Source organism: Pseudonocardia sp. DSM 110487, assembly GCF_019468565.1.
Taxonomy (GTDB): domain Bacteria; phylum Actinomycetota; class Actinomycetes; order Mycobacteriales; family Pseudonocardiaceae; genus Pseudonocardia.
The window spans coordinates 7263113-7277700 of sequence record NZ_CP080521.1; the positions used below are offsets into that span (position 1 = coordinate 7263113).

Annotated in this window: 12 protein-coding genes; 3 read left to right on the forward strand and 9 right to left on the reverse strand. The window is 72.9% G+C overall.

The features are described from left to right. Positions 1 to 32: 32 nt before the first annotated feature. Both K1T35_RS33940 and rpsT read left to right on the forward strand, forming a co-directional pair. A complete protein-coding gene (locus K1T35_RS33940; RefSeq protein ID WP_220255841.1) occupies positions 33 to 1232 on the forward strand; it encodes an MFS transporter in 1200 nt (399 codons plus the stop codon). A gap of 107 nt (positions 1233 to 1339) precedes the next feature. After that, positions 1340 to 1600 carry a 30S ribosomal protein S20 gene (gene rpsT / locus K1T35_RS33945; RefSeq protein ID WP_220255842.1) on the forward strand — a complete coding sequence of 87 codons (261 nt, stop codon included), beginning with the start codon at positions 1340 to 1342 and terminating at the stop codon, positions 1598 to 1600. A gap of 58 nt (positions 1601 to 1658) precedes the next feature. Here rpsT and K1T35_RS33950 read toward each other — a convergent pair whose 3' ends face one another. Both K1T35_RS33950 and K1T35_RS33955 read right to left on the reverse strand, forming a co-directional pair. After that, positions 1659 to 2525, reverse strand: coding sequence for an LLM class F420-dependent oxidoreductase (locus tag K1T35_RS33950; RefSeq protein WP_220255843.1), 867 nt, complete (start codon positions 2523 to 2525; stop codon positions 1659 to 1661). Positions 2526 to 2622: 97 nt separating this feature from the next. After that, positions 2623 to 3288, reverse strand: a complete 666-nt coding sequence (locus K1T35_RS33955; protein ID WP_220255844.1) for a B3/4 domain-containing protein — start codon at positions 3286 to 3288, stop codon at positions 2623 to 2625. Positions 3289 to 3316: 28 nt separating this feature from the next. Between K1T35_RS33955 and K1T35_RS33960 the strand changes: the two genes are divergently transcribed. Continuing rightward, positions 3317 to 4738 carry a PLP-dependent aminotransferase family protein gene (locus tag K1T35_RS33960; RefSeq protein WP_220255845.1) on the forward strand — a complete coding sequence of 474 codons (1422 nt, stop codon included), beginning with the start codon at positions 3317 to 3319 and terminating at the stop codon, positions 4736 to 4738. 16 nt (positions 4739 to 4754) lie between these two features. Here the strand turns inward: K1T35_RS33960 and K1T35_RS33965 are convergent, their stop codons facing one another. From K1T35_RS33965 to K1T35_RS33995, 7 genes are all read right to left on the reverse strand, one after another. Further along, positions 4755 to 5738 (reverse strand): sigma-70 family RNA polymerase sigma factor, encoded by a 984-nt coding sequence (locus K1T35_RS33965; RefSeq protein ID WP_220255846.1) that lies wholly within the window; start codon positions 5736 to 5738, stop codon positions 4755 to 4757. 44 nt (positions 5739 to 5782) lie between these two features. Continuing rightward, a complete protein-coding gene (locus tag K1T35_RS33970) occupies positions 5783 to 6541 on the reverse strand; it encodes an SDR family oxidoreductase (RefSeq protein ID WP_220255847.1) in 759 nt (252 codons plus the stop codon). 178 nt (positions 6542 to 6719) lie between these two features. Continuing rightward, positions 6720 to 11531, reverse strand: a complete 4812-nt coding sequence (locus K1T35_RS33975) for an AAA family ATPase (RefSeq protein WP_220255848.1) — start codon at positions 11529 to 11531, stop codon at positions 6720 to 6722. 67 nt (positions 11532 to 11598) lie between these two features. Beyond that, positions 11599 to 12393, reverse strand: a complete 795-nt coding sequence (locus K1T35_RS33980) for an SCO1664 family protein (protein WP_220255849.1) — start codon at positions 12391 to 12393, stop codon at positions 11599 to 11601. A 10-nt stretch (positions 12394 to 12403) separates the two neighbouring features. Beyond that, positions 12404 to 12970, reverse strand: coding sequence for a DUF3090 domain-containing protein (locus K1T35_RS33985; protein ID WP_220255850.1), 567 nt, complete (start codon positions 12968 to 12970; stop codon positions 12404 to 12406). 50 nt (positions 12971 to 13020) lie between these two features. Further along, positions 13021 to 13728 carry a histidine phosphatase family protein gene (locus K1T35_RS33990; RefSeq protein ID WP_220255851.1) on the reverse strand — a complete coding sequence of 236 codons (708 nt, stop codon included), beginning with the start codon at positions 13726 to 13728 and terminating at the stop codon, positions 13021 to 13023. Between the two features lie 22 nt (positions 13729 to 13750). Beyond that, positions 13751 to 14572: an undecaprenyl-diphosphate phosphatase gene (locus K1T35_RS33995; protein ID WP_220255852.1), complete on the reverse strand. Its 822-nt coding sequence runs from the start codon at positions 14570 to 14572 to the stop codon at positions 13751 to 13753. Positions 14573 to 14588: the final 16 nt, after the last annotated feature.

Genomic DNA, 14588 nt, shown 5'->3' on the forward strand with positions numbered 1-14588 from the left:
TCCGCATCCGGCCGCGGACGTACGCTCCGATCGTGGCAGCGGCGCCGGGATCCGAGCTCGACACGGCCGCCGGCTGGCGCACGGTCGCGGCGGCGTTCGTGTCCATGGCCGTCGTGTTCGGCGTCGGGTACAGCTTCGGGGCCTTCTTCGTTCCGATGGCCGCGGAGTTCGGCACCGGGAGCGGCGCCACCTCCCTCGTCTTCGCGATCACCGCGTTCTGCTGGTTCCAGCTCAGCCCCGTCACCGGGCGCATCGCCGACCGGATCGGCCCACGGCCCGTGCTGCTGGCCGGTGCCGCCGCGCTCGCCGCTGGACTCCTGCTCACCGCGACGGTGCGCCAGCTGTGGGTCGGCTACCTCACCTACGGCGCCGGCGTCGGGATCGCCGTGGCATGCGGGTACGTGCCGCTTGTCGCGGCCGTCGGCGGCTGGTTCGAGCGGCGCAGGGCCGTCGCGATGGCCGTTGCGGTGGCCGGGATCGGTGTCGGCACCCTGCTGGGCGCCCCGCTCGCGGCCACCCTGATCGCGACGATCGGCTGGCGCGGCACGCACGTCGTGTTCGGGCTCGCCGGTGCGGCGCTGCTCGTCGGCTGCGCGGCGGTGGTCCGGCGCCCGCCCCAGCCGGCGGGCGTCGGGAGCGGCCCGCCGTTGCGGGTGCTGGCCGGGATGGCGCCGTTCCGGTCGATGTATGCCACCACGCTGCTCGCCGCGTTCGCGCTGTTCGTGCCGGTGGTGCACCTTCCGGTGTACGCCGCGACGAGCGGCGCGAGCCCGGTGGCGGGGGCGACGCTCGTCGGGATCATCGGCGTCGCCAGCGTCGTCGGCCGGATCGCGCTCGGGGCGATCGCCGACCGGTTCGGGCGGGTGCGCACGTTCCAGGCGAGCTTCGCCGTGCTCGCGGCGGCGTTCGGGCTCTGGCTCGGTCACATCGCGTTCGGCGGGCCGTTCGCGGTGCTGGTCGCGTTCGCCGTGGTGCTCGGCGTCGGCTACGGCGGCTGGATCGCGCTGCAGCCCGCGGTGATCGCCGATGCCTTCGGCGTGCGCGGGCTGGGCTGGCTGGTCGGGCTGGTGTACACAGCCGCCGGGATCGGTGCGCTGCTAGGCGTGCCGGTGGCCGGTGCACTGGTGGACGCGACGGGCGGCTACGGCTGGGCCGCCGCGGCGGCGGGGCTCTGCGGGCTGGGCGCGTTCGCTGTCTCGACCCGGCTGGACCGGGCCGATTTCGCCCGGTAATCGACGCGCTGTAACATGGACCGTCGAGCGCCCGGCGTGACGAACGATTCCCGCCGCCGGTGCGGAGAGCGAGCAGTCCACCGGCAGGAAGAACTCGAGGCATTCGCGTGGCCAACATCAAGTCCCAGATCAAGCGGGTCAAGACCAACGAGAAGCGCCGTCTGCGCAACAAGTCGGTCAAGTCCGCCGTCCGCACCGCCGTGCGGCAGTTCCGCGAGGCCGCCGAGGCCGGTGACACCGAGAAGGCCACCCAGCTGCAGCGCACCGCCGCTCGCGCGCTGGACAAGGCTGCCAGCAAGGGCGTCATCCACAGGAACCAGGCCGCCAACCGCAAGTCGGCGATGGCCAAGCGCGTCGACGCGCTCTGACACTACGCCACGGCGCCGATCCGCGTGATGCGGATCGGCGCCGTTGTGTTGCGCGAGGTCAGAGTTCCTTCGCCGCCGGCACCAGCTCGCGGCCGATGATCTCCAGCGGGGTCAGCTCCCACACGCGCGGCACCCAGCCGTGCACCTCCTGCACGCCGAGCTTGGCGAGCCGCTCCAGCTCGCCGCGCACGGCGTCGACCTTCTCGCCCCGCTCGCCGACGTCGAGCGAGAACATGACGGTCTTCTCGATCTCCTCGTAGGGCCGGCCCACGGCCTCGCAGTGTCCTCGCAGGACATCGAGCTTGCGCTCGAGATCGGGCCCGTTGAAGAGATTGCACGCCTGCGCGTACTGCGCCACGAGCCGCAGCGTCTTCTTCTCGCCGCCACCGCCGATCAGGATCGGCGGGCGGCGCAGCGGCTGGGGCCGGTTGAGCGTGCGGTCGAGCCGGTAGTGCGTGCCGACGTAGGGCTCCTCGCTGTCGCTCCACATCTGCTGCATGATCTGCAGCGTCTCCTCGAGCCGCTCGAAGCGCTCCGCGGTGGGCGGGAACGGCAGCCCGAGCCCGTTCGCCTCCTCCCCGTTCCACGCGGCCCCGATCCCGAGCATGGCCCGCCCGCCGGACAGCACGTCGAGCGTGCTGACTAGCTTGGCCAGCATTCCGGGCTCGCGGTAGCTCACCGCGGTGACCCACGCGAGCAGCTCCACCCGCGACGTGCGTGCGGCGAGGTAGCCCAGCGTCGTGTAGGCCTCGAGCATCTCGTGCTCCGGCGGGCCGAGCACGCCGATCTGCCACACGTGGTCCATGACGCTCACGCGGGCGAACCCGGCCTCCTCGGCGGTGGTCGCGATGCGGGTCAGGTCCTCGGCGAGGCGCGCCGGGCCTGACGGGTAGGTGAAGTCCGCGATGTGCAGACCGATATCCACGTCTGATCCTCCGTGTCCGCTTCTCGATCAGCGTCATGTCCGACGCTAGACCTGGCAGCGGGCACGAAGGGTGGTCCTGCTGGTACCAGGATGGGTTTCAGGCGATCGTGGCGGCCGGTTGGAACTCGCCCAGTAGCGACACGATCTCCTCGCGCGCCGCCGCCACGTCGCGCTCCGCCCCGTCGTGCAAGCCCTCCACGACGACGAGCGCGTCCGTGGTGGTCTCCCGGGTCGCGCTCTGCGCGCTCTGGCGCCAGCACCAGCGCCGGGCGCACGCGACCCCTGCTTCGTCGACGAACACCACCTCGCCCGGCTCCGGCGCGACCGGCTCCGCTGATCCGAGATCGGTGAACCGTTCTGACCCCGTGGCGAACCGCACCGTGATGCCGCCGTCGATCCCGGCGAGGTCGACGACCGCGACCGGCAGCGCGTGCCGGATCGACACGAGGTTGCCGATGTCGACGAGCGTGTTGATCGACGGAATGTCGCCCTGCTTGGCCAGCCGCCGCAGCAGCGCTTCCGCCGCACTGCGGTACTGCGTGGGCTTCGCCCCGAACGCGGCGAACGCGCGGCGCCACGCCGCGATCGACGGCATCTCTGCGGGCGGGGTGGTCGCGAGCCGGTCCGCGACCTCCTTCTGGACGGTGCGGTAGCGCTCCCACAGCGCGGGTGACGTGGGGCCGTTGGTCAGGCCGGACGCGACGGCGATCCCGGCGCGGATCCCCGGGTAGCGGTCGAGTACGGCCTTGTCGTAGGAGAACACGCCGGACACGGTAGGCCAGACTGGTCCCGTGACCGAGTCCACCGAGCCGTTGATCAACGGGTCCAATCCGGGTCTGTCCAATCCGGGTCTGCGCATCGAGCTGAGCGATCTCGGGGCCCGCGGCTCCCGCGCGCTGGCCGACGGGCTCGCTGACGCGCTGCGCCACGCCGTCCGCGGCGGCCGGCTCCCCGCCGGCACCAGGCTTCCGGCGTCGCGGAGCCTCGCCGCCGACCTCGCCGTCTCGCGCGGCGTGGTCGTGCGGGCCTACGAGCAGCTGGTCGCCGAGGGCTACCTGCAGTCGCACACCGGACGCGGCACCGTGGTGAGCGACGTCCACACGGACGGGAGCGCGGCACCGCCGCCGGTGCGGCCGTTCGAACCGGGCAACCCGGGCGTGCCGGCGCTTGGCGGGTTCCCCCGCACCGAGTGGCTGCGAGCCCTGGAGACGGCGATGCGGTCGCTGTCCGATGCGGAGCTGGGCTACGGCGACCCGCGCGGCCATCCCCGGCTGCGCCGCGCGCTCGCCGCCTACCTGGGGCGCACCCGCGCCGTCGTCGCGCCGCTGGACCGGATCGTCGTCACCGGCGGGTTCGCGCAGGCGGCCCGGCTGATCGGGGAGGCGCTGGTCCGCACCGACGTCACCGCGGTGGGGGTCGAGGACCCGGGCTCGGTCGGCGTCATCGAGACGTTCCGCATCGGTGGCCTCGACACCCACCCGATCCCGGTCGACGAACACGGCATCGACGTCGAGGTGCTCGCGGCCTCCGAGTTGCGCGCCGTCTCGGTGACGCCCGCCCACCAGTTCCCCACCGGCGCCGTCCTCGCGCCCACGCGGCGCACTGCGCTCCTGGAGTGGGCCGTCGCGCGCGACGGCGTGGTGATCGAGGACGACTACGACGCCGAGTACCGCTACGACCGCTCCCCCGTCGGCGCGTTGCAGGGCCTCGCCCCGGACCGCGTCGTGTACGGCGGCAGCATCTCCAAGACCCTCGCCCCCGGCCTGCGGCTCGGCTGGGTCGTCGCGCCTGCGTGGCTCGCCACCACTCTCACCGAGGTCAAGCACTGGGCCGACATCGCCGAGCCCGTGCTGGACCAGGTCGCGCTCGCCGTGTTCATCGAGACCGGCGCGCTCGACCGGCACATCCGCCGGATGGCCGCCCGGTACGCAGAACGCCGCCGCGCACTGCTGGCCGCGGTGGCCCGGCACCTGCCCGGCTGGTCGGTCACCGGCATCGCCGCCGGGCTGCACGCCGTACTGGTGCCGAAACGACCGCTGCCCCCCGACGCCCTGGACGCCATGGCCCATGCCCCCGACGGGATGGGCGCGATCCCGCTCGCCGCCTACGCACAGTCGATCCGCCCACGACCGGGCCTGGTCGTCGGCTACGGATCCGTCACGACAGACCGGATCGACCGCGGCATCGCCGCGATGGCCGCCGTCGTCCCCTGATCCGGACCTCTTCTCGTCAATGGCTGGTTGCGATGACGAAAGCGTTGATCTCGTCGATCAACGGCCCGCGGAGCGTGAGCACGGCGAGGTGGTTCGGCACGAAGGTGCCGCTCGCGTCCGGGAGGTAACCCAGGACCGCGAGCTGGCCGTTGGCCCGGGTGGGGGTCATCCGCCACGTCGTCCCACAGCTGAGCGGCAGTTCCTTGAGTACGGCCACAACCGCGTCCCGGCCGCGGTACCACGTTGCGGCCGGCGGCATCGCGATCGTCGCGCTGTCGGTCAGCATCGCCGCGAGCGCGTCGACGTCGTTCCGCTCCCAGGCGCGGACGTAGCCCTCCACGATCGCCCGCAGTCGCTCGTCACCGAGCGATCGCAGGGTGGCCTGCTGGCTGAGCTCGGGGATACGCTGCTCGACGGTCTGGTGGGCGCGCTGCAGCATGCTGTACACGGACGCGGGGGTCGTCGCCAGCGCCGTGGCGACCTCCGCGCCGGAGAAGCCGAGCACGTCGCGCAGGATCAGCACCGCCCGCTGGCGGGCCGGCAGGTGCTGCAGCGCCGCGACGAACGCCAGCTCGATGCTCTCACGCTGCTCGTACCGCGCGTCCGGGCCTGCCGGCCCGTCGTCGAGGCCGAGGCGCTCGTCGGGGTAGGGCTCGATCCAGGTCGATTCGACGAGCGGCTCACCGAGCGGACTGCGCGGATCGGCAGGTGGCCCGTAGCCGACCGGCAGCACTCGTCCCGGTCGGCGCTCGATCGCCCTCAGGCAGGCGTTGGTCGCGATCGTGTACAGCCACGAACGAATCGAGCTTCGGCCCTGGAACGACGCCAGGCTCCGCCACGCCCGCAACAGCGTCTCCTGCACCGCGTCTTCGGCATCGTGAACCGAACCGAGCATCCGGTAACAGTGCGCGAGCAGCGCCCTGCGGTGCGCCTCGACGAGCTCCGCGTAGGCGCTCTCGTTCCCCGCGACGGCGGCTTCGAGCAGCTTCGACTCGGTCATCCCATTCCCCTCACGAGAGGCTGCTTCGGCTGCCAGTGCGCGATCTACGCCGGGATCGCGACGATCGCCGCCATCTGCCGCTCCGCGCTCTTGGGCGAGGAGTGGAACCGCTCGCCGAAGGCCACGGCGAATGGGTCCGGGAAGATGTCGTCCTCGCCGGCCTCGACGCCGTCGAGGACCTCGTTCGCGACGTCCTCGGGCGCCGTCTTCTCGAACTGGGGCGGGAGGTCCTTGGTCATGTCGGTGTCGACGGGCCCCGGGTAGACGCCATGCACGGTCACGCCCCTGCCCGCCAGCAGCGCGCGCGAGGCCTGGGCCAGTGAGTGCTGCGCGGCCTTCGACGCACTGTACGTCGGTTGGAGCGGCACATTGGTGAGGCCGGCCGCCGAACCGACGTAGACGATGACGCCACCGCGGCGCACCAGCGTGTCCTGGAAGCCGTGCAGCATCCGCAACGCCCCGAAGTAGTTGACTTCCATCTCCCGCCGCGCCACCTCGACGATCGCCTCGTCGGACAGCTCCGTCGGCTCGAACGCGCCCGCGTTGTTGATCAGTACATCGACGTCCGTTGCCTCGCGCGCGACCTCGGCGACCTGGTCGGCGTCGGTGACGTCCAATCGCAACGCGACCACGCGAGAGCCGTAGCGCTCCCGCAACGCCGCGAGCGTCCTCGGATCGCGCGCCGTGGCATAGACCTTCTCCGCGCCACGCTCCAGCAGCGCCTCGGTGAGCGCGCGGCCGATGCCCCTGTTGGCGCCGGTCACCAGCGCCACCGATCCTTCGATGCGCGTAGCACCCTGCATGTCTGCCTCCACTGGTTGCGGTGTCGTAGGTGGAGATCCGCGGAGGCACCGGAATCCATCGGCCGACAGCAGAAGTGGGGTGGATCACAGCCACCGCTGCCCGGAGGAGAACTCCCGCCGGATATGGCGCGACCGCCCTTCCCGGCGCTGCCCCTGCTGTGTCGACCCGGCCCGGCGATCACGCGGTCGGGCCGAGCGGGAGTTCGGCCCGAACCGTGGTGCCCGCGCCGGGGGCGGTCTGCACGGCGAGGGTGCCCCCGAGTGCCTCGGCCCGGTCCTTGAGCCCGACGAGCCCGAACCCGTCCGCGGCGTCGGCGCCGCCGCGGCCGTCGTCACGCACGCCGAGGCGCAGGGCGTCGCCTTCGATTTCGGCCTCGACCCGGATCACGGAGGCGCCCGCGTGCTTGGCCGCGTTCGTCACGGCCTCGGCCACGAGGTAGTAGGCGGCGATCTCGACCGGCTCGGGCGCCCGCCGGTCGAGCCGCACGTCCAGCTCGACCGGCACCGTGCAGCGGCGGGCCAGCGCCTTGAGCGCCGAGTGGAGGCCTCCTTCGGACAGGATCGCCGGGTGGATGCCACGGGCGAGCTCGCGCAGCTCGTCGAGGGCGCCGGTCGTCTCGGCGGCCAGATCGTCCAGCTCCGCGGCCAGCTCGGCACTCCGGTCCGCAATCGCGGCCCGCACCTCCTGCAGCCGCAGGACGACCGAGACCAGCCGGTGCTGCGCGCCGTCGTGCAGGTCGCGCTCCAGGCGCCTGCGCGACTCGTCGGCGGCAGCCACGATCCGCGCTCGCGACGCGGTGAGCTCGGAGTAGAGCTGGGCGTTGTCGAGGGAGACGGCGAGCTGGCCCGCGATCAGCTCGACCGCGTCGAGCCGGTGGGCCGCGAACGCACCGCGGATGAGGCGGTTCTCGAGCACCAGCAGCGCCTTCGGGGTCCCGCGGCCGAGTATCGGAACACCCAGCAGCGAACAGCAGGAGAGCCCCGAGAAGTAGGGATCGCGGGCGAACCGGTCGTCGTCGATGGCATCGCGCACCACGAGGGGCTCGCCCGTCCGCTGGATGTACCGCACCAGCGACATCGGCACGACGTGCTCGCTGTTCGAGTCGCCGATCGGAACGGCGCGGCCACCGCGTGCGGGCAGCAGCCACTCGTTCCGCTCGGCACTCCACAGCAGCAGGTGCACGCCGGTGGCGCCGGTCATGGCGCCGAGCACCTTCACGACACGTGCCTGCAGCCGCTCGATGCTGGTCTCCGAGCTCAGCGCCTGCGACGCGGACACGATGCCGATCAGGTCGAGCGTTGCGGTCGTGACCGCGGAGCGGCCCTGCGGAACGGCGGCGGTCGGCGGGTAGGCCCAGTCCAGGTGGTCGACCTTCGCGGTCGCACCCCACGCGGCGTACTCCCGGCGGGCCTTGGCGAGCAGGTGGTGGCCCAGGTACTCGACGCCGTGCGCGAAGGCGAAGCTGGCGGCACGCTCGGCGATCAGCGCCCGGTGCCACGGGCGCGGCCGCCCGTCGACCTCGCGCACGGCGGCGTCGAACGCGAGGACCGCGGCGCGGAAGTCGCCCACCACCCACGCGCGCTCGGCCTCGAGCATCCGCAGGAGGTGCCCGAAGTTCTCCGGTGCGTCGGCAGCGCGGGCCGCCACCCACCGCGCCATCTCGTCCAGCTCCGAGAGCAGCGCTCCGCGCTCACCGCCGTCGGCCGAACGGGCCTCCTCGGCGAGGGCGAGGCCGCGCAGCACGTGGGCCAGCGCGGTTGGGTAGTTGCCCACGGCGGCGGAGAGCAACGGCATCGCCGCGGCGGTGTGGCGGGCAAGGCCTGCCCGGTCGCAGAAGATGGCGGCCGCGATCGCGCGGTTGACGTGCGCGTGCAGCAGGGCGAGGGGGTTGCCCGCGTACCGGTCGGGTGCCGCCTCGGTGGCGGAGGCCTCGCCCCGCAACGCCGCGGCGAGCCACCGGTAGCTGTCGAGCGCCTCGCCGGTCTGGGCGCTGCCGGTGCGCCGGGCGAAGTCCATGCCGGCGTCCAGCTCGGCCACGACGTCGTCGAGGGACGAAGCGCAGTCGAGCACGTAGTACGCGCTCGCGTAGTGCGAGTAGCCGGCGTAGGGCAGCTCGGCGGCCCTGATCAGCCCGTCCCGGGCCTGCGCCGCCATCTGAACGCCGTTCTCGATCGGCTCCAGCCAACAGCTGTAGAGGGCGCGCAGCAAGCGCGCCTGCGATGTCCCCGGCTCGTAGCCGCGCGCGTCACCGGCCGCGAGGATTCGGCGTAGCACCCGGTCCCCGGCGGCATAGTCACCGCGCCGCCCGAGCGCCGCGAACGCCGTGTGGCTCGCGAGAGCGACGAGGCCGCGGCCAGGGCCGTGCCGGATCCAGATCCGCAGCGCCTCGAGGCTCAGCCACGCGTACCGCGTCTGGTCCGTGTAGTAGGCCGCAGGCAGGACCGCGTCGATCAGGCCGATCGCCGCTAGCAGGGCCGTGTCGACGATCTCCGGGCGCGCCAGGTCGTCCGCGGCATCCGTCCCGTCGAGCCAGCGGTACAGGTCGTCGAACTGTTCGTCGATCTCGGTCCCGAGCCGGTGCGCGGCCGGAACGGTCACGCCCAGCTGCCGCAGTGAGTCGAGGGCGAGGGCGATCGCCTCCGCGTACCGGTTCCGGTGGGTCAGGCTGCGCACCTGAACGGCGGTCGCGGCCGCGCGCTCCATCGTCGTGGCGGACAGCCGGTCGATCGTGCGGTACTCCTCGTCCGCCTCGTCCAGGCGGCCCATGCCGAACAGTGCGGCGTGCCGGGCGGTGTGCAAGATGATCAGCGTGGCGGTCTCCTCGGGGACGACCATCTGCACCGCGGCCGCGAGCAGCGCGTTCACCAGCGCGTAGTCGCCGATCAGCCTCGCCTGGCGCGCGGCGCGGCGCAGCACGCCGACCACGCGGGCCCGCTCCGCGGTGCCGACGACGGCGTCGACGACCGGTAGGTACTGCTCGGCTGCCACCGCGAACAGCTCCGGCACCTCGGCGAGCCGCCGCGCCATCGCCAGCTGCAGTGCGCGCCGCCGCGGTGGCGCCAGCCCGCGCAGGATCACCTCGCGGATCCGGTCGTGGCGGAACCGCACCACATCCCGCGCCCCTGGTTCGAGCACGATGAGGCCGTCGTCGACCGCGGGCACCAGCTGCCGCTCCACGGCGGCGGCCGGCTCCCCGGTCGCGACCTGCAACACGCTCACCTCGAAGCGTCCGCCCAGGCACGCCATCGCCTCCACCATCCGGCGGGAGGCAGGCGGCATGGCCGCCACCCGCGCCGCCGGCAGACCGCCGACCTCGGACCGGTCCAGGTGGTCGCGAACGGCCAACTCGTCCCACCGCCAGCCGTCTGCGGTCGCCGCGAGCAGGCCGTCCCGGCGCAGCGCGCCCAGCAGCTCCACCGTCTCGTACGGGTTGCCGGACGTGTGCGGCTCGATCACCGCGGCCAGCTCCGCGGCGCTGACGTGGTCGACGTGCAGCATCTCCGCGACCATCTCGGTGAGGACCGGCACGGGCAATCCGGTCAACCCCACCCGCCGCACCCGGCCCTCCCACCGCGCCGGATCCGCCTCGCCGTCGCGGTAGGCGCCCACCAGGAGCAGGCCCTCCACCGGTTCCTCCCTCAGCAGGAGGTCGACGAGGCCGAGCGGGGTGTGCCCGGCCCACTGGAGATCGTCGAGGAACAGCACGACCGGCCGTTCCCGCGACGCGACCGCCCGCAGCACGCCGAGCGCGGATCGCGGCGCCCGCAGCTGCGCGGTCAGTGGATCACCCGCATCGGGTGGCACCCGCAGCAGCGCCGCGAACTCGGGGACCACCGCGGCCAGCAACCCCGCGTTCGGGCCGACCGTCGCCGCGAGCCGCTCGCGCGTCCGCGCCAGCGCATCCTCCGGCTCGGCGAGGAGCATCCGGCCCAGTGCGCGCAGAGCCTGGTGGACGGCGTCGCATTCCAGGTCCCGGCGGAACTGGTCGAACTTCCCGGCCACGAACCAGCCGCCCGCCCCCGTCACGACCGGTCGCAACCGGTCGACGAGCGCCGTCTTGCCCACGCCCGGCGCCCCGCTGACCAGCACCCCGCGGCAGCGCCCTGACAGCGCGTCGTCGAAGGCCGCCGTGAGCGCGGCGATCTCCTCGTCACGTCCGACCAGACGGGACGGCGGCAGCAGCCGCAGCGGGAGGTCGCGCTCGCCGACCCGCACCGCACCGGCCTCCCGCAGCCGCTCCAGGTCGTGGACCAACCCGTCGGCCGACTGGTAGCGATGGTCCGGTTCCTTCTCGAGCAGGTGCAGGATGATCTCGGACAGCGATGCGGGTACAGCGGGGTTCGCGTGCGTGGGCGGCTCAGGCATCCGTGCCAGGTGATCGTGGGTGAGCCGCAGGGGATCACCCGAACCGAACGGCGGACGTCCCGTCGCCAGCTCGTACAGCGTCGCGCCCAGCGCGTACAGGTCGGCCCGCTGGTCCACCGGTCTCCCGGTCCGTCCGGTCTGCTCGGGCGCCAGGTAGGCCAGCGTGCCCACGATCTCGCCGTGGTGGGCGAACTCGGGCCGCACCTCGGCGATCGAGGTGGCGAACGCGAAGTCGACCAGGCAGGGCGCCCCGAGCCCGGACAGGACGATGTTGGCCGGGGCGATGTCCCGGTGCATGATCCCGCGGCGGTGCATCCCCGCCACGGCCCGTGCCAGCTCCACCGCGATCGCGATCAGCTCGTCGACCGCGAGCGGCGACGCCCGTGCGGCGAGGCTCGTGGCACCCGCGTCCACCATCACGATCGCCGCGGGCCGCCGCGGCGCCTCCACGAGCTGCGCCACTCCCCCGAGTCCGCGCAGCCGCTCCAGCATCGCCGCCTCGTGCCGCCGCCGACGCTCCGCGTCCGTGCCCAGCGGTTCCTTCCGCACGAGCGTTCGGCCCGGGAGGAACAGCCTGGTGACGCGGGTGCGCTCGCACTCGTGCACGGTCTCGACCCGGATCATCGGCACCTCCAGTGCCGCGGAGAGCACCGTGCTTACACCGAATTGACGGCGAAGGCGACCCGGGAGGTCAGAAGGCCGGCCAGGGGATGGCGGGGCCGTAGCCGGACGGCTCGGGATAGCAGGACTCGTCGAGCAGGTGCTCGACCCTGCGGACGAAGGTGCGCAGCTCGCGCCGCGTGATGTGCTCGGAGAGGGACTCGGACAGTTCCCCGTCCAGCCCGGCGCGCAGCCGTTCGAGCTTCTCTGCCACGGAGCGGGGCAAGGGCTTGCCGACCCAACCCCACAGCACGGTGCGCAGCTTGTCCTCGGTGTGCATGCACAGGCCGTGGTCCACGCCGTAGACGTTGCCGTCGGTCCCGGCGAGCACGTGCCCGCCCTTGCGGTCGGCGTTGTTGGCGACCACGTCGAACGCGGCCATGGCCTGCAGCTCGGGCGTGTCGGCGTGGACCAGCACGGCAGGCTCACCGCGGTCACCGCGGGCGCGCAGCACGCCGATCCAGCCCGCGGGTACCTCGGAAGGGCTGCAGACGTCGACGAGCTCGCGCTCGTCGTCGGTCTCGACCCACACCTGCACCATGCCGGGCCCGAACGGACCGTCGCGCAGGACCGTGGGCGGCACGACGTGGAACCCGCCGGCCTCGGACACCAGGTAGGCGGCCACCTCGCGCCCCGCAAGCGTGCCGTCGGGGAAGTCCCACAGCGGCCGCTCGCCCCGCACCGGCTTGTAGACGCACTCCGCGGTCAGGCCGTCGAGCGCGATGGTGCCGAAGAGTGTGGCGTTCGAGGCGTCGACCAGGCGGCCGGTGATCTCGATGCGGCCGTGCCGCAACAGTCCCGGCACGGCCGGGTCGCGTGGGTCCACCGGTGTCGCGTCAGTCGGCGGGGGTTCGCTGGTGGTACCCGTTGAGCCGCACGCAGACGTGCCCTTCCGGGTCGAGCGGCTCGGCGCACAGCGGGCACGGCGGGCGGCCCGCGGTGACCACGCGCTCGGCGCGGTCGGCGAAGGCCCGCGCCTGCGGCGGCGACAGGAACACGCGCAGGGCGTCGGGGCCCTCCTCGGTGTCGTCGAGCACGACCGACTCGTCGACCTCCTCCTCGGTGACGGCGAGCAGCTCCACCACGATCGACCGCGACTCTGCGTCCCAGCCGAGGCCCATCGTGCCGACCCGGAACTCCTCCTCGAGCGGCACGGCGAGGGGGTCGAGGTCGGTGCCGGGCTCCTCGTCGGACAGGTCGTCGGAGCCGAACCGGCGGGCCACCTCCTGCAGCAACGCGCTGATCCGGTCGGCGAGCACCGACACCTGCTGTTTCTCCAGCAGCACGCTCACCGTGCGCGCCTCCTGGATCGCCTGGAGGTAGAACGAGCGGTCGCCGGGCTCGCCGACGGTGCCCGCGACGAAGCGCTCGGGCTGGCGGAAGACGTGGATGATGCGTGGCATGGCGTCGTCGAGGGTAGACCGCTCCGGCGCGGAGGGCACGTCAATGAGCGTTAAGCCCCGGTGTCGCCGCCCACCACGGCGTCCGAGCTGCGTGCGGGCGCCTTGCGTCGTTTGCGCTTCGGCGGCGGTGGGATCAGCCCGGACACGTCCCCGCCGAGGTCGTTCACCCGCGCCACGAACGGGCGGGTCTCGGTGTAGTGCACGACGCTGATCGAGCCGGGGTCGACGACGATGCGCTGGAAGTTGTCCAGGTGGGTCGCCAGTGCGTCGGCGAGGACCGACTTGATCACGTCACCGTGGCTGCAGGCCAGCCAGACCGCGCCGGGGCCGTGCTCGGCCGCGATGCGCGCCCCGTGCCTGCGCACCGCGGCGACCGCTCGCGCCTGCATCCCGGCAAGCCCCTCCCCGTCCGGGAACACGGCCGCCGACGGGTGGGCCTGCACCACCCTCCACAGTGGTTCCTTCGCCAGTGTCTTCAGCTCCCGGCCGGTCCACGAGCCGTAGTCCACCTCCGCGAGCTCCGGCTCGGTGCTCGGAACGAGGCTCATGGCCTCGGCCAGCGGTGCCACCGTCTGCTCGCAACGCAGCATCGGCGAGCAGACGATCTCCGCGAGCGGCACGCCCGCCAGCCGGTCCACCAGCTTCTCGGCCTGCGCCCGGCCCGTGTCGTCGAGCTCGACACCCGCGGTGCGCCCGGCGAGCACGCCGGACGCGTTCGCCGCCGAACGTCCGTGGCGGAGCAGGATGAGCGTCGTCACGACCGCCCACCCTACGTCGTGGTCAGACCGCCGAAAGCCAGCCAGCGCCCAAGGCGACGAACAGCACCGCACCCAAGGCCACTCGGTACCAGACGAACAGGTAGACGCTGTGGCGCTCCACGTAGCGCAGGAGCCAGGCGATCGACGCGAAGCCGATCGCGAACGCGATCACCGTGGCCACCACCATCTGGGCCCCGGTCGGGCCGTCGCCCGAGAACACGTCCGGGATCTGGAATATCCCCGACGCCACCACGGCCGGGATGGCCAGCAGGAACGAGTACCGCACGGCGGCCGGGCGCGTGAAGCCGAGGAAGAGCCCAGCCGTGATCGTTCCGCCAGAACGCGAGACACCCGGGATCAGCGCCATGGCCTGCGCGAGCCCGAGCAGGATGCCGTCGGCCGACTTCATCTGCACCAGCTCGAGGCGCTGCCGGCCGACTCGCTCGGCGAGCCCGAGCAGCAGGCCGAACAGCACCAGCGTCGTCGCGATCAGCCACAGGTTGCGCGCCGCGGTCTGGATCTGGTCCTCGAACAGGAACCCGAGCGCGCCGATCGGGATCGTGCCGATGATCACAAGCCACGCGATCCGGTAGTCCGGCGTGGCGCGCACGGCGGGGAAGCGGAAACCGCGCACCCAGGTGAGGAACAGGTGGCCGATGTCACGCGCGAAGTAGACGAGCACGGCAGCCTCCGTGCCGAGCTGCGTGACCGCGGTGAACGCCGCGCCGGCGTCCCGCCCGAAGAACACCTCCGACACGATCCGCAGGTGCGCCGACGAGGAGATCGGCAGGAACTCCGTCAGCCCCTGCACGACCCCGAGCACGATCACTTCCAGCCACGTCACCCGCGGGACCGTACCG